11 protein-coding genes are annotated in these 16,678 nt (G+C 65.2%); 7 read left to right on the top strand and 4 right to left on the bottom strand.

What is annotated here, in order from left to right:
• Positions 1-52: 52 nt before the first annotated feature.
• The 5 genes from PMI38_RS04895 (at position 53) to PMI38_RS04875 (ending at position 11,358) form a co-directional block, all read left to right on the top strand.
• Positions 53-1,354: an MdtA/MuxA family multidrug efflux RND transporter periplasmic adaptor subunit gene (locus PMI38_RS04895; RefSeq protein ID WP_008091358.1), complete on the top strand. Its 1,302-nt coding sequence runs from the start codon at positions 53-55 to the stop codon at positions 1,352-1,354.
• A complete protein-coding gene (locus tag PMI38_RS04890) occupies positions 1,351-4,449 on the top strand; it encodes an MdtB/MuxB family multidrug efflux RND transporter permease subunit (protein WP_008091356.1) in 3,099 nt (1,032 codons plus the stop codon). Before PMI38_RS04895 ends, PMI38_RS04890 begins: the two co-directional genes overlap by 4 nt.
• Complete coding sequence (locus PMI38_RS04885; RefSeq protein WP_008091354.1) at positions 4,446-7,553, top strand: efflux RND transporter permease subunit; 3,108 nt, start codon at positions 4,446-4,448, stop codon at positions 7,551-7,553. Before PMI38_RS04890 ends, PMI38_RS04885 begins: the two co-directional genes overlap by 4 nt.
• On the top strand, positions 7,550-9,037 hold the full coding sequence (locus PMI38_RS04880) for an efflux transporter outer membrane subunit (RefSeq protein ID WP_008091353.1): 1,488 nt from the start codon (positions 7,550-7,552) through the stop codon (positions 9,035-9,037). Before PMI38_RS04885 ends, PMI38_RS04880 begins: the two co-directional genes overlap by 4 nt.
• Before the next feature lie 233 nt (positions 9,038-9,270).
• The gene (locus PMI38_RS04875) at positions 9,271-11,358 is read left to right on the top strand and encodes a putative bifunctional diguanylate cyclase/phosphodiesterase (protein ID WP_008091351.1); all 2,088 of its coding nucleotides are present in this window, start codon (positions 9,271-9,273) and stop codon (positions 11,356-11,358) included.
• Here PMI38_RS04875 and PMI38_RS04870 read toward each other — a convergent pair.
• A complete protein-coding gene (locus PMI38_RS04870) occupies positions 11,355-11,615 on the bottom strand; it encodes a DUF1652 domain-containing protein (protein ID WP_008091349.1) in 261 nt (86 codons plus the stop codon). The two genes, PMI38_RS04875 and PMI38_RS04870, sit on opposite strands and share 4 nt — an antisense overlap.
• A gap of 296 nt (positions 11,616-11,911) precedes the next feature.
• Here PMI38_RS04870 and PMI38_RS04865 point away from each other — a divergent pair, with 296 nt between their 5' ends.
• Entirely contained in the window at positions 11,912-13,141 is a 1,230-nt protein-coding gene (locus PMI38_RS04865) for a pyridoxal phosphate-dependent aminotransferase (RefSeq protein ID WP_008091347.1), read from the top strand.
• On the opposite strand, the gene PMI38_RS04860 is transcribed toward PMI38_RS04865, so the two are convergent.
• Complete coding sequence (locus PMI38_RS04860) at positions 13,064-13,714, bottom strand: DUF1345 domain-containing protein (protein WP_008091346.1); 651 nt, start codon at positions 13,712-13,714, stop codon at positions 13,064-13,066. The two genes, PMI38_RS04865 and PMI38_RS04860, sit on opposite strands and share 78 nt — an antisense overlap.
• Positions 13,715-13,874: 160 nt before the next feature.
• Here PMI38_RS04860 and PMI38_RS04855 point away from each other — a divergent pair, with 160 nt between their 5' ends.
• Positions 13,875-14,789 (top strand): site-specific integrase, encoded by a 915-nt coding sequence (locus tag PMI38_RS04855; protein WP_008091344.1) that lies wholly within the window; start codon positions 13,875-13,877, stop codon positions 14,787-14,789.
• Positions 14,790-14,804: 15 nt separating this feature from the next.
• Here PMI38_RS04855 and PMI38_RS04850 read toward each other — a convergent pair whose 3' ends face one another.
• Together PMI38_RS04850 and gspG are read right to left on the bottom strand one after the other, a co-directional pair.
• Positions 14,805-15,995 carry a type II secretion system F family protein gene (locus tag PMI38_RS04850; RefSeq protein ID WP_008091343.1) on the bottom strand — a complete coding sequence of 397 codons (1,191 nt, stop codon included), beginning with the start codon at positions 15,993-15,995 and terminating at the stop codon, positions 14,805-14,807.
• An 11-nt stretch (positions 15,996-16,006) separates the two neighbouring features.
• Entirely contained in the window at positions 16,007-16,432 is a 426-nt protein-coding gene (gspG, locus tag PMI38_RS04845) for a type II secretion system major pseudopilin GspG (protein WP_008091342.1), read from the bottom strand.
• Positions 16,433-16,678: the final 246 nt, after the last annotated feature.

Here is a 16,678-nt window from a genome sequence, read left to right as displayed (position 1 = left end):
CTTATCGTTCACCCTCCTAAAGTCGTCATTTCGAACAAGGTTCGTTCAACCCATGCAAGTTCCTGTCTCCCGATCCCCCCGTCGCTGGCTCGTCGGCCTGCTGATCCTGCTGCTGGTGGCCCTGCTGGCCTGGTGGCTGTGGCCCGCAACGCCTGCCCATAAAGAGGCGGTAGGGGGGCGCCCGGGCAAAGGCATGGGCATGGGCGGACGCCCAGGGTTCGGTGGCTCCACCGACCCGGTGCCGGTGCGCGTCGAGCCGGTACGCCAGGGCGACTTCCCGCTCTACTACAAGGCCCTGGGCACGGTCACCGCGACCAACACGGTCAATGTGCGCAGCCGGGTCGCCGGCGAACTGGTGAAGATCCACTTCAAGGAAGGGCAGCAGGTCAAGACCGGTGACCTGTTGGCCGAAATCGACCCACGCTCCTACCGCATCGCCTTGCAACAGGCCGAAGGCACCCTGGCGCAGAACCAGGCGCAGCTGAAGAACGCCCAGGTCGACCTGGCGCGCTATAAAGGCCTGTATGCCGAGGACAGCATCGCCAAACAGACCCTCGATACCGCCGAAGCCCAGGTGGCGCAGTTCCAGGGGCTGGTCAAGACCAACCAGGCCCAGGTCAGCGATGCCCGGTTGAACCTCGATTTCACCCAGATCCGCTCGCCAATCAGTGGCCGCGTAGGCCTGCGCCAGCTCGACCTGGGCAACCTGGTGGCCGCCAACGACACCACCGCCCTGGTGGTGATCACCCAGACCGAGCCGATCAGCGTGGCCTTCACCTTGCCGGAAACCGAACTGACCACCGTGCTCGAGCGCTACCGCAGTGGCGCCAGCCTGCCGGTCGAGGCGTGGGACCGCAGCGACAGCAAGCTGCAGTCCCGCGGTGTGCTGGGCAGCATCGACAACCAGATCGACACCACCACCGGCACCCTGAAGTTCAAGGGTCGCTTCGAAAACAAGGACCTGGCCCTGTTCCCCAACCAGTTCGTCAACGTGCGCCTGCTGGCCGACACCCTCAAGCAGGTGGTCATGGCCCCGGCGGCGGCGATCCAGTTCGGTAACGACGGCACCTTCGCCTATGTGGTCAACGCCGAGAACACCGTCAATGTGCGCAAGCTCAAGGTAGGGGCCACCGACGGTCAGAACAGCGTGATCCTCGAGGGCCTCAAGCCCGGTGAGCGCCTGGTGCTGGAAGGCACCGACCGCCTGCGCGAAGGGACCAAGGTGGAAGTCGTCGAAGACAGCTCGCAAGTGCCCACCACCCCCGGCCAGCACTTGCAGGGCCAGGACGCCAAGGGCTCGGCGCAGACGGGCGAAGCACAGCCTGGTAAAGCAGCAGGCAAGGCGGGCGCATGAACCTCTCGCGCCTGTTCATCCTGCGGCCGGTCGCCACCACCCTGAGCATGCTGGCCATCGTCCTGGCCGGCCTGATCGCCTACAAGTTGCTGCCGGTCTCGGCGCTGCCCCAGGTGGACTACCCGACCATCCGGGTCTTGACCCTTTACCCCGGCGCCAGCCCCCAGGTGATGACCAGCGCGGTGACCGCACCGCTGGAGCGCCAGTTCGGCCAGATGCCCGGCCTGACCCAGATGGCCTCGACCAGCTCCGGCGGCGCCTCGGTGCTGACCCTGCGCTTCAACCTGGACATGAACATGGACGTTGCCGAGCAACAGGTCCAGGCCGCGATCAATGCGGCCAGCAACCTGTTGCCCAGCGACTTGCCGGCACCGCCGGTGTACAACAAGGTCAACCCGGCCGATACGCCGGTGCTGACCCTGGCGATCTCCAGCAAGACCATGCCCTTGCCCAAGCTCAACGACCTGGTCGACACCCGCGTGGCGCAGAAGCTCGCGCAGATCAGTGGCGTGGGCATGGTCAGCATCGCCGGCGGCCAACGCCAGGCGGTGCGGGTCAAGGTCAACGTCGATGCGCTGGCCGCCAACGGCCTCAACCTGGATGACGTGCGCACCCTGATCGGCGCCTCCAACGTCAACCAGCCCAAGGGCAACTTCGATGGCCCGACCCGGGTGTCGATGCTCGACGCCAATGACCAGCTGCGCTCCCCCGAGGAGTACGCCAACCTGATCCTGACGTACAACAACGGCGCGCCGCTGCGCCTGAAGGACGTCGCCGAAATCGTCGATGGCGCCGAGAACGAGCGTCTGGCCGCGTGGGCCAACCAGAACCAGGCGGTCCTGGTTAACATCCAGCGCCAGCCGGGTGCCAACGTCATCGAGGTGGTCGACAGCATCAAGGAGCTGTTGCCGTCGATCACCGACAACCTGCCGGCCGGCCTCGACGTCTCGGTACTGACCGACCGTACCCAGACCATCCGTGCCGCGGTCAAGGACGTGCAGCACGAACTGCTGATCGCCATCGTCCTGGTGGTCATGGTCACCTTCGTCTTCCTGCGCCGCTTCAGCGCCACCCTGATCCCGTCGATCGCCGTGCCGCTGTCGCTGATCGGCACCTTCGGCGTGATGTACCTGGCCGGGTTCTCGATCAACAACCTGACGCTGATGGCCCTGACCATCGCCACCGGTTTCGTGGTCGACGATGCCATCGTCATGCTGGAGAACATTTCCCGTCATATCGAAGAAGGCGAGACGCCACTGCAGGCGGCCCTCAAAGGCGCCCGCCAGATCGGCTTCACCCTGATCTCGCTGACCTTCTCGCTGATCGCGGTACTGATCCCGCTGTTGTTCATGGCCGATGTGGTCGGCCGGCTGTTCCGCGAATTCGCCATCACCCTGGCGGTGGCCATCCTGATTTCCCTGGTGGTGTCGCTGACCCTGACCCCGATGATGTGCGCACGCTTGCTCAAGCGCGAACCCAAGCTCGAGGAGCAGGGCCGTTTCTACCGCGCCAGCGGTGCCTGGATCGACTGGCTGATCGCGCACTACGGCCGGGGTCTGCAGTGGGTGCTCAGGCACCAGCCGCTGACCCTGCTGGTGGCCGTGGCCAGCCTGGCACTGACCGTGGTGCTTTACCTGGCGGTGCCCAAGGGCTTCTTCCCGGTCCAGGACACCGGGGTGATCCAGGGCATTTCCGAAGCGCCGCAGTCGACCTCGTTCGCCGCCATGAGCGAACGCCAGCAGGCCCTGAGCAAGGTGATCCTGCAAGACCCGGCGGTGCAGAGCCTGTCGTCCTACATCGGCGTGGACGGCGACAACGCCACGCTCAACAGTGGCCGCCTGCTGATCAACCTCAAGCCCCATGGCGAACGTGACGTGACGGCAGGCGAGGTCATCAGCCGCCTGCAACCGCAACTCGACAAGCTGGTCGGTATCCGCCTGTTCATGCAGCCGGTGCAGGACCTGAGCATCGAAGACCGGGTCAGCCGTACCCAGTACCAGTTCAGCCTGTCCTCGCCCGACGCCGACCTGCTTGCGCAGTGGAGCGGCAAGCTGGTGGAGGCGCTCCAGCAGCGCCCGGAGCTGCAGGACGTGGCCAGCGACCTGCAGGACAAGGGCCTGCAGGTGTACCTGGTGATCGACCGGGACATGGCTAGCCGCCTGGGCATCAACGTGGCGCAGATTACCAACGCCCTGTACGACGCGTTCGGCCAACGGCAGATCTCGACCATCTACACCCAGGCCAGCCAGTACCGCGTGGTGCTGCAGGCGCGTGACGCAGCGACCCTCGGGCCCCAGGCACTGGAGTCGATCCACGTCAAGGCCAGCGATGGCGGCCAGGTGCGGCTGTCGGCGCTGGCGCGCATCGAACAGCGCCAGGCACAGCTGGCGATTTCGCACATCGGCCAGTTCCCGGCGGTGATGATGTCGTTCAACCTGGCCCACGGCGCGTCCCTGGGCGAAGCGGTCAAGGTGATCGAGCAGGTGCAGCAGGAGATCGGCATGCCGGTCGGCGTGCAGACCCGCTTCCAGGGCGCCGCTGAAGCCTTCCAGGCGTCGCTGTCGAGCACCTTGCTGCTGATTCTCGCGGCCGTGGTAACCATGTACATCGTGCTTGGCGTGCTGTACGAAAGCTACATCCACCCGGTGACCATCCTCTCGACCCTGCCGTCGGCGGCGGTCGGTGCCTTGCTGGCGCTGATCCTCAGTGGCAATGACCTGGGCATGATCGCGATCATCGGCATCATCCTGCTGATCGGTATCGTCAAGAAGAACGCGATCATGATGATCGACTTTGCCCTCGAAGCCGAGCGCAACCAGGGCATGAGCCCCCATGATGCTATCTACCAGGCCGCGCTGCTGCGCTTCCGGCCGATCCTGATGACCACGCTGGCGGCATTGTTCGGTGCCGTGCCACTGATGCTGGCCACCGGCTCCGGCGCCGAATTGCGTCAACCGCTGGGCCTGGTGATGGTCGGCGGGCTGTTGGTGAGCCAGGTGCTGACCTTGTTCACTACGCCGGTCATCTACCTGTACTTCGACCGCCTGGCACGCCGCTGGCGCCCGGCCGCCGACGTCCAGCAGGCCCAGGCATGAACCTGTCCGGACCCTTCATTCGCCGGCCGGTGGCGACCATGCTGCTGAGCCTGGCGATCATGCTGCTCGGTGGCGTCAGCTTCGGCCTGTTGCCGGTGGCACCGCTGCCGCAGATGGACTTCCCGGTGATCGTGGTGCAGGCCAACCTGCCCGGGGCCAGCCCCGAGGTGATGGCGGCCACGGTGGCCACGCCGCTGGAACGCAAGCTGGGCACCATCGCGGGCGTCAGCACCTTGACCAGCAGCTCCAACCAGGGCTCGACCCGGGTGATCATCGGTTTCGAGCAGGGGCGTGACATCGACGGTGCGGCGCGCGAGGTGCAGGCGGCCATCAATGCCACCCGCAACCTGCTGCCCAGCGGCATGCGCAGCATGCCGACCTACAAGAAGTACAACCCGTCCCAGGCGCCGATCATGGTGTTGTCGCTGACCTCGGACGTGCTGCAGAAGGGCCAGCTGTACGACCTGGCCGATACCATCCTGGCGCAAAGCCTGGCCCAGGTCATCGGGGTAGGGGAGGTGCAGATCGGTGGCAGTTCGTTGCCGGCGGTGCGTATCGCGGTGGAGCCGCAGCTGCTCAACCAGTACAGCCTGTCGCTGGACGAAGTGCGCACGGCCGTGGCCAACGCCAACCAGCGTCGGCCCATGGGCTTCGTCGAAGACGCCGAGCGCAACTGGCAGGTGCGTGCCAACGATCAGCTGGAAACCGCCAAGGACTACGAGCCGATCGTGATTCGCCAGCAGAATGGCGCGATCCTGCGCCTGTCCGACGTGGCGACCATCACCGACAGCGTCGAGAACCGCTACAACAGCGGCTTTTTCAACGACCAGAGCGCGGTATTGCTGGTGGTCAACCGCCAGAACGGCGCCAACATCATCGAGACGGTCGAGCAGATCAAGGCCCAGTTGCCGGCCCTACAGTCGCTGCTGCCGGCCAATGTCCAGCTGAACGTGGCCATGGACCGCTCGCCGGTGATCAAGGCCACCCTCGCAGAGGCCGAGCACACCTTGCTGATCGCCGTGGTGCTGGTGATTCTGGTGGTCTACCTGTTCCTGGGCAGCCTGCGCGCCTCGTTGATCCCAAGCCTTGCGGTGCCGGTATCGCTGGTGGGCACGTTCGCGGTGATGTACCTGTGCGGCTTCTCGCTCAACAACCTGTCGCTGATGGCGCTGATTCTCGCCACTGGCCTTGTGGTGGACGACGCCATCGTGGTGCTGGAGAACATCTCCCGGCATATCGAGGACGGTGAGCCGCCCATGCGCGCGGCGTTTCTCGGCGCCAAGGAAGTGGGCTTCACCTTGCTGTCGATGAACGTCTCGCTGGTGGCGGTGTTCGTCTCGATCCTGTTCATGGGCGGCATCGTGCGCAACCTGTTCCAGGAGTTCTCGATCACCCTGGCGGCGGCGATCATCGTCTCCCTGATCGTGTCGTTGACCCTCACACCCATGCTCTGCGCCCGCTGGCTCAAGCCGCACCGCGCCGAGCCGACCCGCTTGCAGCGCTGGAGCGACGCGCTGCACCAGCGCATGGTCGGCGCCTACGACATCAGCCTGGGCTGGGCCTTGCGGCACAAGCGGCTGACCCTGGTGAGCCTGCTGGCGACCATCGCCCTGAACATCGCCTTGTACGTGGTGGTGCCGAAAACCCTCATGCCGCAACAGGACACCGGCCAGTTGATAGGCTTCATCCGCGGCGACGACGGCCTGTCGTTCAGCGTGATGCAGCCGAAGATGGAGATCTACCGTCGCGCCTTGCTCGCCGACCCTGCGGTGCAGAGCGTGGCCGGATTCATCGGCGGCAACAGCGGGACCAACAATGCCTTTGTCCTGGTGCGCCTGAAGCCGATCAGCGAGCGCAAGCTCAACGCGCAGAAGGTCATCGAACGGTTGCGCAAGGAACTGCCCAAGGTGCCGGGTGGGCGGCTGTTCCTGATGGCCGACCAGGACCTGCAGCTCGGTGGCGGGGGGCGTGACCAGACCTCCTCGCAGTACCTCTACACCCTGCAGAGTGGTGACCTGGCGGCGCTGCGCGAGTGGTTCCCGAAAGTGGTCGCGGCGATGCGCGCGTTGCCTGAGCTGACCGCCATCGATGCCCACGACGGGGCCGGCACCCAGCAGGTGACGCTGGTGGTCGACCGCGATCAGGCCAAGCGTCTGGGCATCGACATGGCGATGGTCACCACGGTACTGAACAACGCTTACAGCCAGCGGCAGATCTCGACCATCTACGACAGCCTCAACCAGTACCAGGTGGTGCTGGAGATCAACCCCAAGTTCGCCTGGGACCCGAGCACCCTGGAGCAAGTGCAGGTCATCACCAGCGACGGTGTACGGGTGCCGCTGTCGACCATCGCCCACTACGAGAACAGCCTGGCCAACGACCGGGTCAGCCACGAGGGCCAGTTCGCCTCGGAAGACATCGCCTTCGACGTTGCCGAGGGCTACAGCACCGACCAGGCCATGGCTGCAGTGGAGCGGGCGGTGGCCAAGGTGGGCCTGCCCGAGGAAGTGATCGCCAAGCTTGGGGGGACCGCCAATGCCTTCGCCAAGACCCAGGAAGGGCAGCCGTTGATGATCCTCGGCGCGCTGGTGCTGGTGTATCTGGTGCTGGGTATTCTCTACGAAAGCTACATTCACCCGCTGACCATTCTCTCGACCTTGCCCTCGGCCGGAGTCGGTGCCTTGCTGGCGCTTTACGCCACTGGCGGCGAGTTCAGTCTGATCTCGTTGCTGGGCCTGTTCCTGCTGATCGGCGTGGTGAAGAAGAACGCCATCCTGATGATCGACCTAGCGCTGCAGTTCGAGCGCAACCAGGGCATGACACCGGAGGAGTCGATTCGCCGGGCCTGCCTGTTGCGCCTGCGGCCGATCCTGATGACCACCCTGGCGGCGATCCTCGGCGCCTTGCCACTGCTTCTGAGCCGCGCCGAGGGCGCGGAGATGCGCCAGCCGCTGGGCCTGACGATCATTGGCGGGCTGGTCTTCAGCCAGGTCCTGACCCTTTATACGACGCCGGTGGTGTACCTGTACCTCGACCGCCTGCGCCATCGATTCAACCGTTGGCGCGGCGTGCGCACCGACGCCGCCCTGGAAACTCCGCTATGACTTTTGCCCAGACTCCACTCCACCGTGCCTTGCAGCTGCTGACCCGGGGGCGAGGTTCGCGCCTGGTCGGCGCCGGCCTGTGCGTGGCGCTGCTCAGCGCCTGTACCTTGAGCCCGGACTATCATCGCCCCGAGTTGAGCACGCCCGCGCAGTTCAAGCAGGCCGAAGGCTGGACCCAGGCCAGCCCGGCCGATGCCATCGCCCGTGGCGCCTGGTGGGAGCTTTACGGTGATGCCAGGCTCAATGCGCTGGTGGATGAGCTCAACCGCAGCAACCAGACCGTCGCCCAGTCCGAAGCCCAGTACCGTCAGGCCCAAGCCCTGGTGCGCAGCAGCCGTGCCTCGCTGTTCCCAAGCCTGGACATGAGCGCCGGCAAGACCCGGTCGGCGCAAGGCACCGGCAGCTCCAGTTCGAGCCTGTCGAACAACAGCAGCGGCATTCGAAATACCTACAATGCGCAACTCGGCGTGAGCTGGGAAATCGACCTGTGGGGCAAGCTGCGCGAGACCCTGAACGCCGACGAGGCCAGCGCCGAAGCCAGCTTCGCCGACCTCGCGGCGATCCGCCTCAGCCAGCAGTCGGAGCTGGTGCAGAACTACCTGCAGTTGCGTGTGATCGACGAACAGAAGCGCTTGCTGGAAGCCACCGTGGCGGCTTACGAGCGCTCGCTGCGCATGAACGAAAACCAGTACCGCGCCGGTGTAGCCGGCCCGGATGCCGTGGCGCAGGCGCGCACCCAGCTCAAGAGCACCCAGGCCGACCTGATCGACCTGATCTGGCAGCGCGCCCAGTTCGAGAACGCCATCGCCGTGCTGCTGGGCCGGGCGCCGGCGAATTTCGCCCTGGCCGACAGCAAGGACATCCCGGCATTGCCGCAGATTCCCGTCAGCCTGCCGTCGCAGCTGCTTGAGCGCCGGCCTGACATTGCCTCGGCCGAGCGCAATGTCATGGCGGCCAACGCCAACATCGGCGTGGCCCGTGCCGCCTATTTTCCGGACTTGAGCCTGAGCATGAGCGGCGGTTACTCCAGCAGCAGCTTCAGCAACTGGATCGAGCTGCCCAACCGTTACTGGTCGGTGGGGCCGCAACTGGCCTTGACCCTGTTCGATGCCGGCAAGCGCAGCGCCGAGGTGGACCGCACTGTCGCGGTGTATGACCAGACCGTGGCGCAGTACCGGCAGACCGTGCTCGATGGCTTCAAGGAAGTGGAGAACTTCCTGGTGCAGCTGAAGGTGTATGCCGACGAGGCCGTGGTGCGCCAGGAAGCGCTGGATGCTGCGCGCGAGTCGTTGCGCCTGACCGAGAACCAGTACCGCGCCGGGTTGATCGGTTATCTGGATGTAGTGAACGTGCAGACCACGGCATTGAGCAACGAGCGTAGCGTGCTGGATTTGCTCCAGGGGCGGCTGGTGGCCAGCGTGCAGTTGATCGCCGCGCTGGGCGGCGGCTGGGATACCGAGCAGGCATACGCCGAGCAGGAATGATTGGCTTCAACGGCCATTCGCGGGACAAGCCCGCTCCCACAGGCTACCCATTCATCAGGTAATGGCGGGACTCTGTGGGAGCGGGCTTGTCCCGCGAATGGGCCGGTACTGACACAGCATTCCATCGGTCTATCAGACCCATTCCCATTCGCAAAAACCCCGTGCGTTTCGCCAAAGCTTGAGTACAATCGTCAGCTTTTCTGGGCCCCCCTGTCCCTCCGCTGGAACTCCCAATGCTTACCGGTAGCTACTCCTTTTCGCTGGTGTTGATCTCGCTGTGCGTGGCCATCCTGGCGTCCTATACCGCCCTGGACCTGACCGGTCGCATCGCCACCGCCAAGGGAAGGGCGGTCTATCTATGGATGGGAGGTGGCGCCTTGGCCATGGGCATCGGCGTCTGGTCGATGCACTTCATCGGCATGCTCGCCTTCAGCCTGCCCATCGACCTGGGGTATGACATTGGCCTGACCGCGCTGTCGCTGTTGATCGCGGTGTTGTCGTCGGGCTTTGCCTTGTGGCTGGTGAGCCAACCGAGCCTGCCGTTCCTGCAACTGGGCTTTGGCGCGTTGTTCATGGGCGCGGGCATCAGCTGCATGCATTACACCGGCATGGCGGCAATGCGCATGCTGCCGGGCATCGACTACGACCCGACGCTGTTCGGTGCCTCGCTGGCCATCGCCGTGGGCGCCTCGGCAGCAGCCTTGTGGATCGCCTTCCGCCTGCGCCAGCACACCCCTTACGTGCGCCAGATCCGAGGCCTGGCGGCCATGCTGATGGGCCTTGCCATTGTCGGCATGCACTACACGGGCATGGCTGCGGCGAACTTCCCGGCAGGCAGCTTCTGCGGGGCCCTGGTCGGTGGCCTGCAAGGGGACGGCCTGGTCTATCTGGTGCTGATCACCACCCTGGCGGTACTCGCGGTGGCCTTGCTCACCTCGGTGCTGGACGCCCGGCTGGAGGCCCGCACCGCAGAGCTGGCCCGGTCGTTGACGCTGGCCAACCAGGAACTGACCCAACTGGCCCTGCACGACACCCTGACCGGCCTGCCCAACCGCACGCTGCTGTCGGACCGAATCGAGCAGGCCATCGGCAAGGTCGCGGAGCAGGGGGGCTGTTTTGCCCTGATGTTCATCGACCTGGATGGGTTCAAGCCGGTCAACGATGCCTTCGGCCACCATGTCGGCGACCTGTTGCTCAAGGCCGTCGCCGCACGCTTGCGCGGGCACCTGCACAGTCAGGACACCCTGGCGCGCATTGGCGGAGACGAATTCGTGCTGCTGGTGGAACTGCAGGAACCGGATGACGCCATGGACGTGGCGGTCAAGCAGGTCAACCTGGTCTCGCGGCCGTACCGGGTGGCCGAACATGACCTGCAGCTCACGGCCAGCCTGGGTATCGTGCTGTACCCCGGCAACGGCGAGGACCAGCTCGAACTGCTGCGCAACGCCGACGCCGCCATGTACCACGCCAAGAGCGCCGGCAAGAATGGCTACAGCTTCTTCGACGTGTCGATGAACAGCAACGCACGCCAGCAGTTGCAGCTGCTGCAGGACTTGCGCATGGCCCTGGAGCAGCGTCAGTTCCGCCTGCATTACCAGCCAAAGTTCGACGCCCAGGCCTGCCAGCCCATCGGCGCCGAAGCCTTGCTGCGCTGGGAGCATCCGCAGCACGGCCTGCTGCTGCCGGACCGTTTCATTGGCCTGGCGGAAAAGACCGGGCTGATCATCCCCATCGGCGAGTGGGTGCTCGATGAAGCCTGTCGGCAGATGCGCCAATGGCTGGAGCAAGGCCATGGCGACTGGCGCATGGCGGTCAACCTGTCGGCCCTGCAGTTCTGCCATGCCGGCCTGGTCGACAGCGTCGCCCGTGCCCTGCGCGAAAACGGCCTGCCGGCCAACCACCTGACCCTGGAAATCACCGAAACCACGGCCATGCACGATGCCGATGCCAGCCTGACCGTGCTGCAGCGCTTGTCCGACATGGGCGTGGACTTGTCGATCGATGACTTTGGCACAGGTTACTCGAGCCTGATGTATCTCAAGCGTCTACCGGCCAACGAGCTGAAGATCGACCGCGGATTCGTCCGCGACCTGGAACAGGACAGCGACGATGCTGCGATCGTTTCGGCGATCGTCGCACTGGGGCAGGCGTTGGGGCTGCGGATCGTCGCAGAGGGTGTGGAGACCGACGGGCAACAGGACTTCCTGACCCGCTTGGGCTGCGATTCGCTGCAAGGCTATCTGCTCGGGCAGCCGGTGCCGGCCGAGCAGTTCATGAATAACTTGCAGGTGTTACGCGAGAGCAGCCCGGCGCTGTGCTAGCCGGCGTCGCGCAGTACCTGCGCTGGTACGAACGCCTCCATCTCGGCTTCCACGGCCTCGATGATACGTTCGACATCCGCAGCCGCCATGATCGCGCTGCACGGGATACCGGCGATGGCCAGCAAGGTTTCACCCGTGGCCCTGTCGAACAGGCGGGCGATCATGCTGCGGGGCGCATCCATGCTGGCTTCGAAACCCAGCGGGTGGAAATGCCAGCGCATCACCTGGCAGGCGTTGGGGAACGTCATCTTGTTCATGCCAGCCTCCTTGTCCGTACCTGGAAGCGGTGAGCAGTTGGCCACGCCCGTGGCCGCCGGGAACCTAACCATAGCACCTGGTACGCCGGATACTCCTGAGAAAACATGACGAAATTGTCATTGCATGATCCCTGTCACACAGGGTTCATGTTCGCCGTTTGGCGGCAAATGGCCAGGCAAACGTTTTGCGCGTGCCGAGGCGCAAGAACTACAGGCCAGTTCTGCTATTTTTATCGAGATTCGGCGCACAGCGTTTTCGGACAAGCGGTGCGAGCTGGGCAGACAGGGAGACAGTCATGCGCTTTTCCACGCTCACCCAACGCATCGCCGGCGACGCCGCCGCGGCGTGGGATATCCATTATCAAGCCCAAGCCCTGCGCCGTGAGGGGCGGGAGATCTTTCTGCTGTCGGTGGGCGACCCCGATTTCGACACGCCGGTGGCCATCGTAGACGCGGCAGTCAACAGCTTGCGCCGGGGCGAAACCCATTACAGCGATGTGCGCGGCAGCCTGGCGCTGCGCCAGGCCATCGCACGGCGTAGCGGCCCGCAGGTCAGCCCTGATCAGGTCATGGTGCTGGCTGGCGCGCAATGTGCGCTTTATGCCGTTTGCCAATGCCTGTTCGAGGCGGGCGACGAAGTGATCGTCGCGGAGCCCATGTATGTCACCTACCACGGCGTGCTCGGTGCCTGCGCCGCTAGGCCGGTGCCGGTATCGGTCAGCCCGGAGCACGGGTTTCGCCTTGACCCGCTGGCGGTGGCGCGGGCCATCACCCCACGCACCCGCGGCCTGCTGCTCAACACCCCGCATAACCCCACCGGCGCCGCGATTTCGCCGCAGGACATGGCGCAGCTGGCGCACCTGTGCCGTGAGCATGACCTGTGGCTGGTGTGCGACCAGGTCTACAGCGGCCTGCTTTACGAGGGCGCCGCGGTTGACCCGGGCAGCCTGCCGGGCATGGCCGAGCGCTGCGTGATCATCGACAGCGTGTCCAAATCCCATGCCATGAGCGGCTGGCGGGTCGGCTGGGTGGTCGCACCTGAGGCGCTGGTCGCGCACCTGGCCAATCTGGCCATGGCCATGCTGTTCGGCTTGCCAGAGTTCGTCATGCAGGCGACCTGTGTTGCCCTGAAGCAGGATCTGCCGGCGGTGCGCGGCATGCGCGAGGCCTATCGGCAGCGGCGCGACCGGGTTTGCGCAGCCCTTGCCGACTGCCCTGGCGTGCGTGCCCATCGACCGGCGGGCGGGATGTTCGTGATGCTCGACATCCGTGCCACCGGGCTCAGCGCTCAGGCATTCGCCCAGCGGCTGCTGATGGAGGAGGGGGTTTCACTGTTGCCCGGGGACGCCTTCGGGCCCAGCGCGGCCGGCCATGTGCGTATGGGGTTGGTGCTCGACGCCGAGCAATTGCAGGCGGTCTGCGGGCGCATCCGCGCCTGTGCCCTGCGCCTACTTGCCGAGCAGGCCGGCGGCGATATTGATGGTGAAACCCAGAATCGCCGTGTTGAACACGAAACCTACCAGTGAATGGGCCAGCACCACCCGGCGCATGCCGCGATCGCCCACACCGACGTCCGAGGTTTGCACGGCGACATTGAGGGTGAAAGAGAAGTAGTGGAAGTCCCAGTAATCCGGGTTGCGTTCGCCATCGGCGAAGCGCAGTAGGGGTTCGTGGCGGTCACCGGTGTAGAACAGCCGGGCATAGTGCAGGCTGAAAATACAACCGATCAACAGCCACGAGCCCGCTACGGTCAAGCCGGTGTACAGGTAGTGCATGGCCAGGTCGCCGCCCTGCAGGCCACGGCTGGACACCAGTTGCAGGGTCACGGCGGCGAGGCTGGCAATCGCGGCGATACAGACGGTGAACAGCACCAGGCCGGCGTTTTCGTCCTCCACGCGGGCGACGTTGCGGACTTTTTCCGGGCTGGCCCGCCAGGTCAGCCACAGCACCAGCAGCAGGTAGAGCCAGACGCCGAGGTTCCAGCCGGCAAGGATGCGCTGCACGAAGTCGTCGGCAGGGATGAGCCAGGCGCTGATGATACCGACCAGTGCCGCGAGGCTCAGGCGGGGGTGGGTGCGGGTCAGGCGGTGCAGTGCCATGGAGCCTCGGCGACAGGGAGTCATGGCTACCACGATAGCCTATGGGATAACATTTCCGCTCATGTCCATGCCGAAGCCCCTGATATTCAAGGGAATGGCATGGCCGCTTCACGCCTGGCGCCGGTGACTTCGCGCCAGGCATCGCTACAGGATTCACGTTTTGTCCGACCTTTCGCAAAATCCCCTGCTGCAGTACCTGGCCCGGCTCGCCCCGTCCAGCCAGCAGACGATGCGCTACATCCTGCAGGACGCTGCAGACCGCCTTGGCTTCGTCGATTGCAACCTGGCCGAGGTGCCGTGGCACCGGCTCGAGCCTGGCCATGTGATCGGCCTCGTGGCGGCGCTGCGTGCCGATGGCTATGCGCCCAACAGCTCGTCGCTGTACGTCAACGCCGTGCGCGGGGTCATGAATGAAGCCTGGCGCCAGGGCCTGATCGACCATGAGCAGCTGCTGCGCATTCGCGAGGTGAAGCCGGCTACCGGCAGCCGCCTGCCACCTGGGCGCAACCTGCGGCGTAGCCTGATTCGCGAGTTGATGGAACTGTGCGCTGCCGACCCACGCCCCCAGGGTGTGCGCGATGCCGCCATCATTGCGCTGCTGTACGGCACCGGCATGCGCAAGTCGGAGTCGGTGGACATCGACCTCGACCAGGTCGATTTCGAGGCGCGCAGCCTGCAGGTGTTGGGCAAGGGCAATCGGCAGCTGATCAAGTACGCGCCGGCCTGGGCATTCGAAAAGCTGCAGGCGTGGCTCGACCTGCGACGTCAGGCGTTGCCCGAAGGCGCGGCAGATGACCCGTTCCTGTTCAACCGTATCCGCCGTGGCAACCACATTACCCGGGCGCGCATCACCAAGCATGCCATCTACTACATTGCCCGCCAGCGCGGCGCGCAGGTGGGGGTGAAGATCATGCCCCATGATTTTCGTCGGGCGTTCATCACCCGGGTGATCGAAGAGCACGACTTGTCGATTGCCCAGAAGCTTGCGCATCACGCCAATATCCAGACCACCGCCAGTTATGACCGGCGCGATGACAACGAACGTCGGCGGGCGGTGGACCGGTTCGATTACTGAAGTGAACGGGCCGCACTAGTGGATACTTGAGGCCAGCTCGAAGATTGGCATGTACATCAAGATCACGATCAGGCCGATCAGCAGGCCGATGAAGGTCATCAGCAATGGCTCGAACAGCTTCACGAACCATTCGACCCAGCGGCCGATCTCCTGGTCATGAAAATCCGCGCAGCGTTCGAGCATTTCCCCGAGGTTGCCCGATTGCTCCCCAGCCCGCAGCAAGCGCAGCGACACAGGCGTTACCAGCTGCCCGACTTCCAGCGCATCCGACAACGGCAGGCCTTCGCCCACTCGCCCGGTGGCCTGTTCCAGGCCCTGCGCTGCGGCACTGCCCAGCAGCCCGCGGGCCATGGCCATGGCCGTCAGGATGGGGATGCCACCTTGCAGCAGAATGCCCAGGGATCGATAGAAGCGCGCCAGCTCGTACATCAGCAGCCGCGAATGCAAGGCCGGCAGGCGCCGCAACTGGCGTGAACCCCAGCGCCGCACCAGCGGGTTGCGCCGCAGCGCCACCAGCGTGCCGATCACGGCCACGGTAGCCAGCGCCAGGGGCAGCTGCTGGGCGTGCAGGAACAGGCCGATCTGCATCAGCACCCGCGACAACCAGGGCAGCTCGCTGCCCATGCCCTCGAACACCAGGCTGAAGCGCGGCACCACATAGCCGAGCAGAAACAGCACCACGCCACCCCCTACCAACAGCAGCAACAGCGGGTAGACCGAGGCGCCCACCAGCTTTTGCCGAACCAGGTCCAGGCGCTGGCGATAGCCGATGTAGCGGTGCAGGGCATCGCCCAGGGCGCCGGTACGTTCGCTGGATTGCACCAGGGCCACGTACAAAGGCGGGAACACCCGTGGTTGCAGGGCCAGTGCCTGGGACAACGAACGCCCCTCGTAGAGTTGGCGCACCAACGCCTCCAGGACCTTGCGCGCCCCCCCGCTCGGGGCTTTTTCGGCCAGGCTCTCCAGTGCATCGATCAAGGGCAGGCCGGCGTGCAGCAGCGTGGTCAGCTCCTGGCTGAACAGCACCAGGTCGAAGGCTGCTTCGCGGCGCCAGGGCAGGCCAGGCATGACGCTCCCCCGGCCGCGCACGCTGACCACCCGCAGGCCCTGGTCTTCGGCCTGGCGGCGGGCCTGGTCGGCGTCATCGGCGTCGACCTGCAGTTGCACCACGCCCTGTCTGCCCAGGGCCTTGAGGCTGTAGCGCATGGTCGTGCTCCTTACTGCCAGCTGGTGATTTCGGCGTTTTCCCCATCCCCGCCCGGCTGGCCATCCTTGCCCATCGACAGCAGGTCGTATTCCCCGCCGTTCTCACCGGGTTGGCGGTAGATGTAGGGGCGGCCCCAGGGGTCCTGCGGCACGGCTTTCTGCAGGTAAGGGCCCGACCAGCGCGATTCGCCGCTGGGGGCGGCGGTCAGCGCCTGGAGCCCTTGCTCACTGTTGGGGTAATGGCCTACCTCCAGGCGATACAGGTCCAGGGCCTTGCCCAAACCTTCGATCTGCGCCCGGGCCACCTTGGCCTCCGAGCGCCCGAGCTGACTGAAGTACTTGGGCGCGACGATGCCGGCCAACAGGCCGAGCACCACCAGCACCACCAGCAGTTCGAGCAGGGTGAAGCCACGTTGGCGATTGGGTTTGCGCTGCATGGTGAAGCCCTCCTGCATGGGGACATGCTTTTTCAGGGTTTTGCTGGCGCATGCAACTGTCGTGCACGTCTGCCTCGGGGCCTTGCGCCATGCGCCATGGCAACCGGCACAGTGCTTGCGTCGTAACAGAAAAGCCCGGTTTTTCCGGGGCATTTCCCCCACATCGGGGGCACGGCGGGGAGGCGACCGACATGCGTGGAATTATCCTGGGATTGCTATGGCTGGCGGCAGGTGCCGCCCAGGCCG

Origin of the sequence: Pseudomonas sp. GM84 (assembly GCF_000282535.1) — a bacterium.
Taxonomy (GTDB): Bacteria; Pseudomonadota; Gammaproteobacteria; order Pseudomonadales; family Pseudomonadaceae; genus Aquipseudomonas.
The sequence above is the reverse complement of the archived record's forward strand: the minus strand, read 5'-3'. Positions and strand labels throughout refer to the sequence as shown.

Coding starts and splice junctions, on each gene's coding strand:
- PMI38_RS04895 (WP_008091358.1), top strand. CDS start 53: ATGCAAGTTCCTGTCTCCCGATCCCCCCGTCGCTGGCTCGTCGGCCTG.
- PMI38_RS04890 (WP_008091356.1), top strand. CDS start 1,351: ATGAACCTCTCGCGCCTGTTCATCCTGCGGCCGGTCGCCACCACCCTG.
- PMI38_RS04885 (WP_008091354.1), top strand. CDS start 4,446: ATGAACCTGTCCGGACCCTTCATTCGCCGGCCGGTGGCGACCATGCTG.
- PMI38_RS04880 (WP_008091353.1), top strand. CDS start 7,550: ATGACTTTTGCCCAGACTCCACTCCACCGTGCCTTGCAGCTGCTGACC.
- PMI38_RS04875 (WP_008091351.1), top strand. CDS start 9,271: ATGCTTACCGGTAGCTACTCCTTTTCGCTGGTGTTGATCTCGCTGTGC.
- PMI38_RS04870 (WP_008091349.1), bottom strand. CDS start 11,615: ATGAACAAGATGACGTTCCCCAACGCCTGCCAGGTGATGCGCTGGCAT.
- PMI38_RS04865 (WP_008091347.1), top strand. CDS start 11,912: ATGCGCTTTTCCACGCTCACCCAACGCATCGCCGGCGACGCCGCCGCG.
- PMI38_RS04860 (WP_008091346.1), bottom strand. CDS start 13,714: ATGGCACTGCACCGCCTGACCCGCACCCACCCCCGCCTGAGCCTCGCG.
- PMI38_RS04850 (WP_008091343.1), bottom strand. CDS start 15,995: ATGCGCTACAGCCTCAAGGCCCTGGGCAGACAGGGCGTGGTGCAACTG.
- gspG (WP_008091342.1), bottom strand. CDS start 16,432: ATGCAGCGCAAACCCAATCGCCAACGTGGCTTCACCCTGCTCGAACTG.